Source organism: Algoriphagus lutimaris (genome assembly GCF_017051705.1).
Classification (GTDB): domain Bacteria; phylum Bacteroidota; class Bacteroidia; order Cytophagales; family Cyclobacteriaceae; genus Algoriphagus; species Algoriphagus lutimaris.
Genome location: NZ_JAFIDJ010000003.1, coordinates 194,757 through 209,515, shown reverse-complemented (window position 1 = coordinate 209,515; position 14,759 = coordinate 194,757). Strand labels below are relative to the sequence as shown.

Here is a 14,759-nt window from a genome sequence, read left to right as displayed (position 1 = left end):
TTATTGGAGGAAAACAGTTTGATGGGTTTTTGAACTTTTGACTGCTGCGTCCAGGATTTCGACTACTATCAAATTGTTTTCCAAAGAGCTTAAATCATAAGGCTTTACTTCGATTTCATTTCTAATTACTGCAATTAGGTATGAAAAAGGATCATCAAAAGGAGCTTCTCTAGATTCAAAAGAAAGTGTTTCTTCATCAAAGCCATCGTAGCCTTCTGCCATTCGAATTCTTAATGTTCGTCCGTTGTCAGCGAAAATAGCTCCGGTGAGACCGTAGATTTCCATGTCTTTTCTTCCAATTGGCCAATTCCAGGAAGGTTCCAGTATGGTTTGGGAATCCTCATAGGTTAAGATGATTGTGGCATCGTCATCTACTTTGGGGTTGTTTTCAGATTGTAATTGCTGGGTGACAGCAGTGACGGAAATTGGCCTTTTTCCACCCTGTAGCCAAGTAGAAAGGTTTGCACCATAACAACCAAAGTCAATAATCGCTCCTCCTCCATTTAATTTTGGATCGGTCAACCATTCCAAAAACTCAGGATTAACCCCAATTTTCTTTGGCCCCCGATGTCCATCTCTGACAATTAGTTTTCTCATTTCTCCTACTTTTCCTTCTTCCAATAACTGCTGGGCTTTTTCTACGGAGGGGTACCATGTGGTTTCATAGTTGGTAAGAAGATGGATTCCATGTTTTTGGGCTAATTCTGCCATTTTTTTTGCGTGGTCTAAATTCACCGCCAATGGTTTCTCCACCATCACGTGAATTCCTTTGGGAGCAGAAGCCTCTACCACGGACAAATGATCAAAAATATTTCCAAAGGCGGTAACTGCTTCAGGTTGGGTAGTAATCAACATCTCCTCCAAATCATCAAATACCAAATCCATGGAAATACCGTATTGGGAAGTTAGTCTCTCTGCCAATTCTTGGTTCGGCTCGGCAATTCCAACAATTTCAATGTCCGCTCTTTTGTTGGCATCTAAAATCCAACCTACATGTCCATGCGTCAGCCCTGCAACTCCAATTTTTAATTTGTTTTGAGAAAAAGATGGAAAGGTCTGGAATAGGACCATCAAGAAAAATAAATAGCGTAACATGAGATCAAGAGTTTATTCAATTGGAAATTGACCATAACTAATGTTAATTACAAATTATTTTTTTTAGAGGAATTCAAATAAAGGATGTTTCAAAAAGATAGGATCAAGTTGCCCTTTCAATTTGATGTGCAAAAATTACAACAAGAGGTAAAGGCGCTAAACCATATAGAATGGATTGGACATTTTGTAACTTCTAATTACGAAGGGGACTGGTCGGTGATCCCATTGACTGCTCAGGAGGGACGAACTCACCCTATTCTTATGGCCTCAGCCATTCCAGGAGATTTTAAATTTATTCCTACTCCTTATTTAGCTCATTGTCCTTATATCGCATCAATTTTAGAAGAGTTTAAATGTGAGAAAAGCTCCATTCGTTTGATGAAATTGGCTGCGGGATCTGAGATAAAAAGGCATCAGGATTATGATTTGGATGATCAGGAAATCCGAGTACATATTCCAATATTTACCAATGAAAAAGTTAAATTTTTGGTAAATGACCTTGCCGTGAAGATGAAGGAAGGAGAGTGCTGGTATTTGAGGCTATCAGATCCACATCAAGTCAAAAATCAAGGGGAATCGGACCGAATTCACTTGGTAATGGACTTAAAAATTAATGATTGGTTGAATCGTTTGCTGATCCAATAATCCTCATTCTCGAACCCATTTTTTCATAGTTGGAAAACCTTCATAATCACATAGTCCCATCCAAACCAACAAGGGTAATCCAATGTATTGACCATTTTGAAACCCCATGATTAAGGTTTGGGAATCTCCTTTGTACCCATCTGGATGGAACACAATTTCAGGTGGGATTCCCAAGTGAGTCAGGGCTGCAAAAGTCCAACATAAAACACCCATTTCATCCTCATTGCCCGGTTCTCGGAATTCGCTTACACTTCCTACGATTGTCTTCTTTTCTTCCGTCGTCATTAGGGCAATATGTCCTGCTTCATGTAGGATGTCTCCTGGGTATTTTAATTTTTCCGGATCATAATAAAGAGTTCCTCTGTCGATTTTTAATCCTGGTAGAAAGCAATCGTCATTTAGATTTTTTTGTTTTAATGGAATGCCAATTTCGTTTAGGAAGGATTTAATGGATTCGAAATAGGGCGTGTTCATAAATAAAAATGGTTTCTGGACTAATTTATCAGAATATTTTATTGTAAAAAACTATCTCAGTCTAAAGGGTATTTCTTATTCACAAATTGGGTAAATTTAGAATCATCCAACCTTAATAAATATGCATTCAAAACTGCTTTTCTTACTTCTTTTTCTTGGAATCTTAGGAAGTTGTCAGACAAAAGAGAGAGATACTTACAAGTTTGAAGTTTCTGATTTGGAACCCCAGTTAGCCAAACTTGCTTCCGATGAATTTATGGGTAGAATGCCCTTTACGGAGGGAGAGAGGGTTACTGTCAATTATTTGGAAAAAGAATTTAAGGCGATGGGCTTGGAACCAGGAAATGGAGATTCCTATTTTCAGGATGTTCCTTTGGTATCCATTCAAACCCTTCCCGCAGACCAAATGACGGTAAGTTCATCTAGCCAGACCATCCTGTTAGAAGGGCTAAAAGATTATGTTCTATGGTCTCAGAGAACAGATCCTGAAGTCAGTTTCCAAGATGCCGAAATGGTATTTGCCGGCTTTGGAATTATCGCTCCAGAGTATGGTTGGGATGATTATAAAAATATAGATGTCAAAGATAAAATTGTGGTTGTTCTCGTGAATGACCCTGGTTTTGGAACAGATGATGAAAGCTTTTTTAAGGGCAATACCATGACCTATTACGGTCGATGGACCTACAAATATGAAGAAGCAATCCGGCAGGGAGCTTTAGGTTGTTTGATTGTTCACAATACCATCCCTGCAGGATACGGCTTTAATGTCATCCAAAATAAATGGGATGCTTCCTTATTGTATTTAGACGACAGGGGGAATGATTCCTTCAAAACAGCATTTGAAGGATGGGTGACCTTACCAACAGCGAATAAACTTTTTGAAATGGCAGGCTTAGATGGGAGGAAGCTTTTGGCTGATGCGAGAAAGTCGGATTTCCAGGCTATACCGATGAATCTTAAAGCAAGCTCTTCTATGCAGGTAATTGCTAAATATGATGTCTCTAAAAATGTTGTAGCCAAAGTTACTGGTTCCACCAAACCAGAAGATGTGATCATATATACTGCTCATTGGGATCATTTTGGTTATGGAGCACCTGATGAAACGGGCGATAGTATCTACAATGGTGCTTTGGATAATGCATCGGGAACTGCAGCATTGTTGGCATTGGCAAAAGCTTTTAAAACGGACCCGCAACCTGAGCGTACAGTTTTGTTTTTGGCCGTAACTGCCGAAGAACAAGGACTATGGGGCTCTGCATACTATGCCCAAAATCCTATTTACCCGAAAGAGCATACTGTAGCCAATATCAATATGGATGGAATCAATCCTTATGGTAAAATGAAAGATGTTTCTCTGATTGGCATAGGACAATCCGAGATGGAAGATTTGCTGAATGTGGAACTGGAGAAAGTTGGAAGGTATTCCGCTCCAGATCCCACTCCATCTGCAGGATATTATTTCAGGTCAGATCATTTCAATTTTGCTAAAATCGGTGTTCCCGCGCTTTATTTCAGTAATGGTATTGACCATGTAGAAAAAGGAAAGGAATACGGGAAGGAATTGGAAGATTTGTACGTTCAAAATTATTACCACAAGCCTTCTGATGAATACGATCCCAGCAGATGGAATCTAGATGGAGCGGTGGATGATGTTCAGGTACTTTATGAGGTAGGAAGAAGCCTGGCCAACTCAGATAATTGGCCCAAGTGGAAGCCAAATTCAGAGTTCCGGGCAATCCGTGAGTCCTATATGAAATAAGATAAGTACCGCTCAAAACGAAGTTTAAGTCCAAGCTGCCTATATATAATCTGACCGCAGTAGTAACAAACAGCAAGAGCTCTCAAAGGCAATTTGGGAGCTCTTGCTGTTTAATGGTCTTGTATTACGCATTTTTTATTGAGGAAGTCTGGACCTTAGTAAGGCAATTTGCCCCATATGGTTTGATTGATGCTCCATTACGTGGAACCAAGCCCAGTAATTATTCATCTCAGTTCCTGCTGCCTTTGAAGTAAACCATTTATCGTCTTTTTCCTTCAGCAAAGCTTTGGTTTGTTCCCTTACTTCATCCCAAATTTCGAAATAATATGAAATTGGCTTTCCTTTATACTCTTCCCGGGCATCCTCTCCAAGCATTAACCCTTTCATCCATTTGGCCTCTTCGGATTCATTAAACTCTCTATTTTCAAATGTATAAACCTGATAGAATGCTTCGGTTGCTGCCAAGTGCAAAATCATGGCTCCGATTCTATTGGCTTTATCATCCAAAAGAAAATCTACCTGTTCCTGATTCATGGAACTAGTGATCCTATAAATTCTCCCTTTGATGTCGTCTAACATGGCGACCATATTTCCAATGTCATGGGAATATCCTTTTGGAGGTTCGATCACTTGAGCATTGGAAACAGCTGGGAGGAAAAACAGCGTGAAAAATGTGAGGGTAAGAATTTGTATTCGTTTCATAGTGGATATAATTAAGTGTTAGATAGTGAGTTCAATATGATTTCCTTCCGGATCTAAAATGACACTTTCAAAATAGCCGTCGCCGGTGGTACTGGGTTCGCCGACGATTTCAAAACCATCATTTCTCAACTTTTCTGTTAAACTAAGAACCTTTTCTTTACTTCCTGTTGAAAGGGCAATATGAGTATACCCAAAGGAATGATTTCGTTGTTCTGGAGTAAATACTTCCTGTTTGTGCATCAGTTCAATTCTTGCCCCTGATTCAAATGATAAAAAGTAGGACGTGAAGTTTTTAGAAGGGTTATGGTATTTTTCTCCTGCGGTCATGGCAAAGTATCTACAATAGAAATCCTTCATCTTTTCCAGGTTTTCAACCCAAATTGCCAAGTGCTCAAGTTTCATAAAAATTATTTTTTACCTAAAAGTATGATGCCATGAAGCTGGTCCACCACCTTCTCAGATTCCGGGTTTTTTGATACGCTTTGAAATACTATTTGAATCCTCATAGAGTTATTTGGGATTTCAAAACTCATGTCTGCCGGACTTATATTTTGGACATAACCTTGCCCATATAAATTTTCAATTTCGTTTTTAAATTCGATTAGATCCACTTGACTCTTTACATTCCCAATTTCTACATGAAAGGTTGAAAGGTCTTCGTCTAACCAAATTTTTGCTATCCCGATCTCGGGAATCGGCCAAGTCTTATCCCGATCGGTTTCCAAATTCAAATCAAAAGCCAGTTCATAATCATATCCAGAAATCGGTCTAACCTCTTGAAATTGAATTTCCCAAGTAAAATGAATAGGTAATTTATCGTTCAATTGAATTTGGAGTTCATTGGCATAAGTTAATCCCATGGATTCCACTATGAATTTGCTATAGTTTAAGGAGATATTTCTTTTTTGAGGGTCATCAGCTTCCTGAAAAAGAGTGGCTAAATCTTGCTCGAACCAAGGTAGAATAGAGTTTAATCCATGATAGGTTTCCAAGTATTGAATGATGGAATTAACATCATTTTGTTCCTTTGGAGGTATTCTATTTGTGTTTTTTTGGACTATAGGTCGTAGCGTTCCTTTCTCAGAAATTTCCCAAAAAACTTCATTTTGGATTTTTCCATTTTGAAGAATTTCTGATTGGGTCAAAATTTGCTCAAGTCTTTTGATTTGGTTGGACTCACTCAAACTAAACATGCCCCAAGGACCGAAGGAACCCAAAATCATAAAGATTGCAAGAGATATGGGGATGGTCTTAATTTTTCCAGGTCCAATTATAAAATAACCTGCTATAAATGTGAGCCAGACCCCCAGAAGTAGCACAATATACCGGTTGACCGTCAATCCATATTCCTTCACTCGTATTCCGATGGCTAGGAATAAGATGATAATTAAAGGGATGACCAAAAAATAAAATGCTTTGTAGAATGTCCTGATCCAGCTACTTTCTTTCTGGTCTTGTATAGGGAATAATAGAAGATTGGTAAATATCCCCAATACTGAAATCGCAATGATCATATAGCTGACGATTCCTTTTGGCCAGTCCCATGTGAAAATGATTTTTCCTCCATAGAGATAGAGAATGGTCATGTAAACGAGCAGTAGGGGGATCAGTATAAACTGGGTGAAGATTTTTAATCCTTTTGGATAGTTGCTCAGGGAAACTCCGGCCTTAAAATCTTTGGGTGCACCTGCTAAAAAGTACCAAGTATTAAAAATCCCAATGGATAGAATAAAAATGTAAAAGTAATTTTTAGGATCAATCTCGATGGAAAAAAGAAGAGATACAGCTCCTAAAGCCAATGAGATACCCGTATGGATCACCAAAGAATAAAAGATTCCAGTAACTAAGCGGAGGAAAATATTTTCATTGTATTTCCAAAAAGACTCATCGCTTTGATCATTCCAATAAGATAGAAAGGCCACCAATAAATGGGCTGTAAGATTATAAACCAGGTAGCGTATATATGGGATTCTTGTATTGGTAAATGTGTTTTCAGAAGGAAATGAAAAATAGACAAGGCCTAACAAAATGATCACTACAATCCAGCTAATCTTTCTTTTTATTGGAGAGAATAGATGTTTTTCACCATAAATGTCTACACAGAAGAAAAGAGGGATTCCCAGCATCAATACCAGAAGGAGATTGATAAGCTGTATTTCTTGGTCGAAACGGTCTATTTCAATTAAATAGATCAGTAAAGTAGAAGCTAAAAAAGCCGTGACTAAGCTCAACGGGAATCTCTTAGCACTCCGGATTGCATCCTCACTTAATTGTTGTAGTGATGGAAATTTCATGCTGAGGAAGTTTTAAAAGTAAGTTACGGATAATCCTTTCTATGGGAAAGTCTAATTGGTTAGAAAGGATATCCTATGGCAAAATTGAAAATAAGGTTTTCTCTTCTCCAAGTTTTACTGCCTATATCAAAGGTGTTTCCCCATCTCTGGCCTTCTGGTAAAAATGGCTTTCTTAATGGCGTAGCAAAATCAAATCGTATCACAAAGAATTGAATGTCAATTCTAAACCCTATCCCGGTTCCTACCGCAATTTCATTCCACCAGCTAGAGCTGAATTTACCTCCTGGTAAGGCTTCATTTTCATTCATTAACCAAATATTTCCTGCATCCAGAAAGAGAGCACCTTTTAGGAGAGACACCATAGGGAATCGATATTCCAAATTACCTTCTAGTCGAATATCACCTGATTGATCAAAGTAGGAATTTAAGTTAGTTTCTTCAGGCGCATAACTCCCAGGTCCAATCGATCGGATTCTAAATGCTCTTATACTGTTTGGACCACCAGAGAAATACTGTTTTACATAAGGCAAGGACGAAGAATTTCTGAAGGGTACACCCACTCCAGCAAAAAGCCTTGAAGCGATGGTTTGGTTTTTATTTATATTAAAATGATACCTAAAATCAAGGTCAGCCTTACCATACTGGGCATATTCCAAACCAAAGATCTTTCCATTGCCTTCTCCTACCCATTTGTCAATTCCATAGACTAAGTTTCCTGCGAAGTCTAAACCTAAACCAAAGAAGTAGCCATGCTTCCGGATAGGATCATTGATTTTATTGTAATTGAAAATATAATTGATTCCAATGATGAAGTTTTGTTCGAAACTCCGTCTTAAAAATGGGTTTTTATCCAGAATTTCTTCAAACTCCGGAGATGATTTAGCGAGGTTGGTAATGTTGATATTGATTGGGTTAATCTCGTGGTAGGCAAACCTGTTGGCATTCCAGAAATAGCCATAGCTGGTATAAAAGGAATTAAGTGTATATAAGCCACCTCTGCTCAGATAATCTGTACCCAAACTGATTTTGGTTTTAGGAACTGAATAACTGAATTTCTCTTCTATTGGAACAAAAAAGATTACCCTTGGGAATATCAAATCTCCTCTCAGTCCTAATTCAAGGGAGTGCAATCCTGTCAAGTCTCCGCCGGCAATCTGAAATTCGTAGCCGATTTTTGCAGAAATATTGAAATTTTCACCTCCCTTAAATAAGTTCCTGTTTCTATATACCAGGTTGAGTGCCGGACCTGCAAAGTTGTTGGATTTGGATACTCCCAATAATTCTGCCCTTACAGATCTTTTAGTCATGGGAGAGAGTAAAAAACTGGCAGCAAGATGTCCTAAACTATCTTCATTGATCAGTTCATCGTATCGTAAATTGACATATTGGTAATTACCTATTGAACTTAGACGGTTGCTTGAAAGTCTGGATTTATTGGGGTTATAATATTCCCCGTTCTCAATTAAAATGTATTGGTTTAACAATTCTGGTTTGAAAACGACACCGTTTTGAATAAACTCTTTTCCGTCAAGTTGAACGGTGTCTGCTTGGTCGGTATTTTCATCTAAGGAATAATTGGGGAATACCTGAATCTGGTCAATTTGATATTTTACCAAGCTGTTTTTTGGGACGTTGGTTTTTAGCCGAAGGTAAAGGTTAAACTGCCGGGCACTGTCGGAGATATTGGTGTCCGCTTCAAATATTAAGAAGTCGTTATTGAAATTGTAATACCCTTTTTGCTTTAGGCCTTGGTCAAGCCTTTCCCTTTCGGAGTTCAAGGTGTTTAAATCAAATCGGTTGCCTGGTTGAAGTAAAGTTTCTCCTAGTAGACTTTGAATTTCATGTTCAATCTCCAGTGAATCTCTTTCCAGTTGGAGTTCTTTCAAGACATAAGGTTGGCCTACTTTAGCAGTGTATTTTACTTCAGCAAACTTTTCACCTCTTATACTTTCAGAGCTAGCCTGTCCATAAAAAAAGCCTCTGTTTTCCAATCTATTCAAAATCAACTCTTCCGTGCGCTCCGTATTTACCTGGCTAAAATAAATGGGCTCTTGACCAAATTTTTTATTGAGAAAGCGATTGATGAATCCAGGTTTTTCTTTTTCTCCTTTGTAGTGGGCCCAGAGGCCAAAATACATTCCGAGAAACTTCGAATTAGGCTCTGGTCTGAGCAAGTCATTTAATTCAGATTCAATTTTCTTTAAGTCTTGAACTTCTGGAGCCTCTAGGTCCAAAGTGGCTCCCGTATAAAGTAGCTCCCCTTCGGGAATATGTTTCTTTATTTGACAACCAGTAATGGAGATCAGGAAGGCTAAAAAGAAGAAAATGCTTTTATTATTTTTCATTTTCCTCCTTTCCTTTATTGGTAGAATCCATTGTTTTTGACTCCTCTGGCATTTTCTCGGCTTTTTTCCATAGTTCATAAAACTCATTGAACTCCCGGTTGAAAATTAATCCTCCTCCAGTCACTACAAGCTGCCCATCAATAATACTTTCATATTGATTCTTTCTAAAGACTCTAATCCTCCATCTACCATCTTCGGTGAGTATATATTCGAAACTGACATTCGCCAAAATAGCGTTGGATTGCTCTGGTTCTTGTGAACTTCCTTCCAGTCCAACTTGACTACCCACTTCCACGATCAGTCTATCATTGAAGAGAGTTTGTTGTGCATTGATATTAAGATCGGTTCGGTTTTGACTACTTCCTGATTGGTAATCCTCATAAGTGTCCACATCAAATCCCAATTGAAAACCACTATCCCCGAATAGCTTGCTGGATAATGCATTCATCTGATCGGATAGTATTTGGCTTGCGCTACTTCTAGCAATTGTTTCTGCACCTCCATTGGAACCATCACTTCCTCTGGAAGGGAAGAATCTATTCAATACCAAGAGTGAAAAAACTTGTTTGTTTAATTCGTCTTCCTGGTCATTGATTTGAAGTACTTGGGAGTAAACATTTCCTCCAAATGCTCCCCGTTCGTTTTCAGGCATATCCAATGCAAATGAAATTTCAGGCCTCAATAACTCCCCATCCACATTTAAATACACTAAAAATGGTAATCTTCTTTGGTACTGGGATTTGGTACTTTGGCTACTGCCTGTCAACTGGGAAGACATCAATGCTGAGGCGGAAGCATCAACTTCATAAATGGCTCGAATGTCCATATTAGCATCCATAGGATCCCCATTCCAAGTTATTCTACTTCCAGGGTTGATTAGGAATTTTTTACTGATCAGGTTATATAAAGACATTTCATAATGTCCATTAGATATTTCATAATCTCCAGAGAGTGTGATTCTTCCATTTGGAGTAATGTCCATTCGCAAATTAGCACTTCCTGATATCAATAAATTATCCCCGGTTTTAGGATCTATGATTACTGTAAATTTTGCTTTAGGGTCTGTTTTAAGGGAAGCTTGTATATCATACCCTAAAAATGCAGTGGTGGATTGCTCTGTTTGGGAAGTAAGAATGTCATCTGGATTTTCCTTGTTTACAAATAACACCACTCCGTCACGCTCCACCAGATCCAGTTGAGACTCTGGAATCAGCATGGTCAAATTGGTATTTTCCTTGACGTTTAAATTAGCTCGAACGATAGGTAAATTTAGATCTCCTTCGATGGTCACATCTGCATCGATGGTACCTCTTCCATATAGCAGCTCATTGTCTTGATTTGTGGAATTGACCACCATAAAGTTTTTGGCTATTAAGTGAAGATCAAAGCCAGGGTTGCTGATGTCAGTGGTAGTCACCGTCCCATCAATTATAAAAGTATTGTCGTCGGTGTCTTTGACGGTAAATTGGTCTAGATATATTCCATCATTATCTGCTTGGATTTTCTCGTCGGAAAGTATGTATTTGGTGCTCAGTTGGGCTGGCACAAAGGAAGTTTCGTGGAATTGAAATTCACCTTGATAACTAGGACTACTGGTGGTACCACTGGCACTGATTGTGCCTTGTAAATAGCCAGATGCATCTAAAATCTGATCGTGAGAAAGTGCAGCTATTTTTTTCATTTCAGCTTTTATCAAGTCCAATTTTAAGTCAATTTCTCCACCAGACTCATTCGCTACAAATTGACTATTGACATCCAGATCAATACCGTCATCTCGTAATTTCAAAGCTAAATTGTAATTTCCTAAACTTTCTGCAGTTGCGTCTAAGGATAAGTTTCCTATGGAAACCCCCACTGCTTGTAGGCTGTCAATTTTTAAATTACCCATTAATCCTATCGCTCCAAATGGGTTTTCGACAACTAGCTGCCCATTCATTTTACCACCTACAAGAATTTCTTCAGGATTTAGTAAACTGGTAAATGTGGATAGTCTGAAGTTTTGGAAAAGCACTGCAATATTTTCATCCGTAAAACCCTCAATGTTCTTTTTAATACTAAGCTCTTGTCCGTTCTGAGAGAAGCTGAAATTTTGAAAATCAAGATTGTTGTTAGCGTATAAGACTTGGTTGTTTTCCGGAATTACCCATAGGTTTTTTTTCAACAATAAATTCTCTGGGTTTATATGAAAACTAATGGTATCTCCCAAGAGTCCCAGGTCGGAGGAAATGTGAAATACTTGTTCGGTTTCGTTATAAGATGCGAAATCAAAGTATATTCTTGAATCCTCCATTACTCCAGTTAATGAAGTCTTATCCATATTTAACGGTCCTGCAATCAAATTGAGGAAGCCCAATTCCATGTTTAAATTGGATAAATTGGAATGGACATTGAATTCCAAACTATCGACTTCTGTGCCTGAAAAATTAATATATGGGAAGCTTACAAGGGCATCTAAAGAGTCCAGATCTTGAAAAAAAGCTAATTGCACCCGACCGGAATCCAGCTGCTCCAGTCCTTGTAGCAGTACCTCGTTCAACAAGGGAGATTCAAAAATGGAAAGATCCATATTCATGACTATCCCACTGTCCAGTTCTGTATTGGAACTATCTTTGACGGCTATATAATTCAAGAAATGATTTTCTAGCGCAACCCCTAAGGAGGAAGGGTTGGTATTGGTTTGGACAAATCCTCTAACGATATCACTTTCTATGGTCAGACTGGTGGAGTCTGGTTTTACTAGGCTTTCTAAATTTAAGAAGCCGATAGGATAGGTTTTTTTGTCATAAAGTACCAAGCCATTACTTAATGCGATTGTTGTTTGAAATTCATCAGGATTTCCTTCAAAATTTCCTTCTATTTTTAATCGCGCCCGGAATTCTTTGGAAGAGAAACCTAACTTATAAAAATCAGCTCCTTTTAAATCTAAATTCAATCTAACTTTTGAGTTTATGGAATCGAGCTGGATGGAACTGATTAAATCAAAATCCAGGTATTCAGAATCCAAGATTAAGTTGATATCTCCATCTCCTTCCACCAATTGTCCATTGAGTTGAAGGCCTGAATAGTCCGACCCATATAGGTTTAATTGGTCAAAATGGGATTCAAGTTGGGCGGTTAGATCATATATGGAACTTCCCTGACCCTTGGCATTGATTTCCATGGATAAGGTGTCCAAATCAGAGTTTTGAAGTAGGGTTCCCAATAAGAGTTTTTCAACTTGGAGATTCACATCAAATTCCAATAACTCTTGATCCTTATAAGCAGCATCCAAAAGCACTTGTCCTAAATCAGTTTGCAAATCCAAAGAGGCAATGAGTTCGTTCATAAACCCTTTTGCATGAGCCGTAATATCAATCTTATTTGGGAATGCAATGCCGAAGTCGGACTCACTGACAAAAAGTTGAAGGGAATTCTTATTGGTACTCAATTCAATTTGAGGGAAATCTACATAGAGTGAGTCTAGCTCGAGTGGTGAACGCACAGTTCCCTTGGTATAAAAATCGGTTTCACCCCAATTCAGTTGGAAGGATGGAATTTCTAAATTTGAAAGACCTCCGTTGATAGCTAAATTTCCTACAAACGGTGCTTTAGCCAATTCCTGAATTAAAGTGTCTTTAGCAAGATCGGGAACAAAAAAGTAGCTGTCCCTTACATCCAAAGAGAATTGATCAACAGAAAGGTTGACTAGTACTTCTTCTGGAAAATCTATGAGCTGCTGGATGGAACGATAAGTAAAATTCCCTGTAGATTTAAGTTGACTGTTATTTGTAGAAACAAAGAATTGATTGATCTCAGCCCCATTATTTCCTACGGAACCATTCAGAATCAAATCCCTAACTCGGAAACCACTCCCTTCCAGAAAAGAAAGTGATTTCACATTCAAGCTTACTTTCTCATTTTCCAATAAAATATCGGAGATTTCTAAACCTAAGTCTTCAAGTAGAAGGACTTCAGGATTGAAGACTCCTTTGGTGATTTTACTATCTGAGGTTTTATAATCGATGGTATTATTCTCCAGAACCAACGAGCTTAATTTCACTCTCCAGTCTGGCCAAGAAAATGGGGCAGAATCTTGCGGCTTATCTGAAGAAGCAGTGCTTGGAGAAAAATCATGGAAGAGTACTTTTGAATCAGATAACTGAATAGACTCGACCAAAATATGGTGGTTTACCAAGTCAATAAAAGGGGCCGAAATTCCAAAATCATCGATTTCCAATTCTGCAAATTGCTGGTTCACTTGATTATCATAAATAAGTGAAATCTCATGTAGACCAAGATTTTTAATTTTTATTATGGGCAAGGTTGAATCTTCTGAACTAGCTTCTGAGGGAGGAAAGACTTTGGTTTGTTTATACTTGATTTGTGTTTTGGAAAGCTGAATGTCTTCTATCCCAAATGAAAATGCATTTAGATCTAATTCTGGAATGTTTAATTTTAAATCTCCAAGTACTAAGGAAGTTTCAATACCGAGAACCTCATCTTGATACATAATGTCAAAATCCTGGAAGCTAATCGGAGATAAAGTAATGTTGAGGGAAGTGGAGTCTGATTCAGAACCCGCTATAGTGCTACTATCTGCTTCGGTAGAAGCAAAGGAATTGAGAATGTAATCAAAGTTGAATGCGCCAGTATCCTCAGATCTTTTAATTCTAGCTTTGAGACCTTCCCATTCAAATTTGCTGACATGGATAGCCCCAGTTTGAATCAAAGGAATAAATGCAACCCCTGCTTCAAGATTTCTGGAGTAGACTAAAGTGTCTCCATTGACATCTGAGATGTAGAAGTTTTCTAAAAAGATGTTTCCTGAAAATGTGACAAATAATCGGTCAATGCCTACTTGGGCTCCTGTTTTATCCTCAAGATAAGAGATTGCCTTATCCACAAGAATCCCCTGACCCCAAGGGCTCCGAATAAATAGGATCACTGCTAGTAAAAGAATCATTAGACCTGCTAATGAAAACCCAATGACCTTTAAAAATTTTATTAGAATTCGTTTAATAATTACCGGTTAAAGAATTGGTCAAAGACGAAATTTGAATATCCTAGTTTAATGACCAAGAAGTAGGCCAGAATGTTACAGATATAATAGATGGAAGTCCATTTTCCCTTATAAAAGTTAAAACAATCATAGGAATAACCATGTAATTCTCAAGAAATTAACTGGGGGAAATAAAGTCCTTCAACAAATAGGAAATGTTTTTCCTTCATCTATTCAGGTTATATTGGACATGATTCGCGTTTAATCGATGTTTTGTCGAATTACTAAGGAGCTATTATCAGTATCCCTAAAAAAGATAAACTTATCCATAAATCCTTCGCCGGACTTATTGGTAAGGATGTGACTATCTCCTGCTTTATCAATACTTTCTTGATTTTCATGAAAAAAAGCGAGTGTGGACTCAATGTCCTCTTGTAAAAATTCATTGCTTCTTTAGCTTGATTGTC

General features: G+C 38.1%; 9 protein-coding genes. 2 read left to right on the top strand and 7 right to left on the bottom strand.

The genetic code is table 11. From position 1 onward, the window contains the following. Positions 1–1,095 (bottom strand): Gfo/Idh/MocA family protein, encoded by a 1,095-nt coding sequence (locus JYB62_RS18215; RefSeq protein WP_205646831.1) that lies wholly within the window; start codon positions 1,093–1,095, stop codon positions 1–3. An 84-nt stretch (positions 1,096–1,179) separates the two neighbouring features. Between JYB62_RS18215 and JYB62_RS18210 the strand changes: the two genes are divergently transcribed. Next, the gene (locus JYB62_RS18210) at positions 1,180–1,740 is read left to right on the top strand and encodes an aspartyl/asparaginyl beta-hydroxylase domain-containing protein (protein ID WP_205646830.1); all 561 of its coding nucleotides are present in this window, start codon (positions 1,180–1,182) and stop codon (positions 1,738–1,740) included. Positions 1,741–1,743: 3 nt separating this feature from the next. Here JYB62_RS18210 and JYB62_RS18205 read toward each other — a convergent pair whose 3' ends face one another. Next, the gene (locus JYB62_RS18205; RefSeq protein ID WP_205646829.1) at positions 1,744–2,214 is read right to left on the bottom strand and encodes a hypothetical protein; all 471 of its coding nucleotides are present in this window, start codon (positions 2,212–2,214) and stop codon (positions 1,744–1,746) included. 121 nt (positions 2,215–2,335) lie between these two features. Between JYB62_RS18205 and JYB62_RS18200 the strand changes: the two genes are divergently transcribed. Then, positions 2,336–3,973: a M28 family metallopeptidase gene (locus tag JYB62_RS18200; protein ID WP_205646828.1), complete on the top strand. Its 1,638-nt coding sequence runs from the start codon at positions 2,336–2,338 to the stop codon at positions 3,971–3,973. Positions 3,974–4,108: 135 nt separating this feature from the next. Here the strand turns inward: JYB62_RS18200 and JYB62_RS18195 are convergent, their stop codons facing one another. The 5 genes from JYB62_RS18195 to JYB62_RS18175 are packed head-to-tail and all read right to left on the bottom strand — an operon-like array spanning position 4,109 to position 14,256. After that, the gene (locus tag JYB62_RS18195) at positions 4,109–4,675 is read right to left on the bottom strand and encodes a DinB family protein (protein ID WP_205646827.1); all 567 of its coding nucleotides are present in this window, start codon (positions 4,673–4,675) and stop codon (positions 4,109–4,111) included. A gap of 18 nt (positions 4,676–4,693) precedes the next feature. Further along, the gene (locus tag JYB62_RS18190) at positions 4,694–5,077 is read right to left on the bottom strand and encodes a VOC family protein (protein ID WP_205646826.1); all 384 of its coding nucleotides are present in this window, start codon (positions 5,075–5,077) and stop codon (positions 4,694–4,696) included. A 5-nt stretch (positions 5,078–5,082) separates the two neighbouring features. Then, complete coding sequence (locus JYB62_RS18185) at positions 5,083–6,969, bottom strand: DUF4153 domain-containing protein (protein WP_205646825.1); 1,887 nt, start codon at positions 6,967–6,969, stop codon at positions 5,083–5,085. 59 nt (positions 6,970–7,028) lie between these two features. Next, complete coding sequence (tamL, locus tag JYB62_RS18180; RefSeq protein ID WP_205646824.1) at positions 7,029–9,314, bottom strand: translocation and assembly module lipoprotein TamL; 2,286 nt, start codon at positions 9,312–9,314, stop codon at positions 7,029–7,031. Then, the gene (locus JYB62_RS18175) at positions 9,304–14,256 is read right to left on the bottom strand and encodes a translocation/assembly module TamB domain-containing protein (RefSeq protein ID WP_205646823.1); all 4,953 of its coding nucleotides are present in this window, start codon (positions 14,254–14,256) and stop codon (positions 9,304–9,306) included. Before JYB62_RS18175 ends, tamL begins: the two co-directional genes overlap by 11 nt. Positions 14,257–14,759: the final 503 nt, after the last annotated feature.

What these genes read in the sequence shown, in the direction of transcription:
- JYB62_RS18215 (WP_205646831.1), bottom strand. Translation starts at nt 1,095, where the DNA reads ATGTTACGCTATTTATTTTTCTTGATGGTCCTATTCCAGACCTTTCCA.
- JYB62_RS18210 (WP_205646830.1), top strand. Translation starts at nt 1,180, where the DNA reads ATGTTTCAAAAAGATAGGATCAAGTTGCCCTTTCAATTTGATGTGCAA.
- JYB62_RS18205 (WP_205646829.1), bottom strand. Translation starts at nt 2,214, where the DNA reads ATGAACACGCCCTATTTCGAATCCATTAAATCCTTCCTAAACGAAATT.
- JYB62_RS18200 (WP_205646828.1), top strand. Translation starts at nt 2,336, where the DNA reads ATGCATTCAAAACTGCTTTTCTTACTTCTTTTTCTTGGAATCTTAGGA.
- JYB62_RS18195 (WP_205646827.1), bottom strand. Translation starts at nt 4,675, where the DNA reads ATGAAACGAATACAAATTCTTACCCTCACATTTTTCACGCTGTTTTTC.
- JYB62_RS18190 (WP_205646826.1), bottom strand. Translation starts at nt 5,077, where the DNA reads ATGAAACTTGAGCACTTGGCAATTTGGGTTGAAAACCTGGAAAAGATG.
- JYB62_RS18185 (WP_205646825.1), bottom strand. Translation starts at nt 6,969, where the DNA reads ATGAAATTTCCATCACTACAACAATTAAGTGAGGATGCAATCCGGAGT.
- tamL (WP_205646824.1), bottom strand. Translation starts at nt 9,314, where the DNA reads ATGAAAAATAATAAAAGCATTTTCTTCTTTTTAGCCTTCCTGATCTCC.
- JYB62_RS18175 (WP_205646823.1), bottom strand. Translation starts at nt 14,256, where the DNA reads ATGATTCTTTTACTAGCAGTGATCCTATTTATTCGGAGCCCTTGGGGT.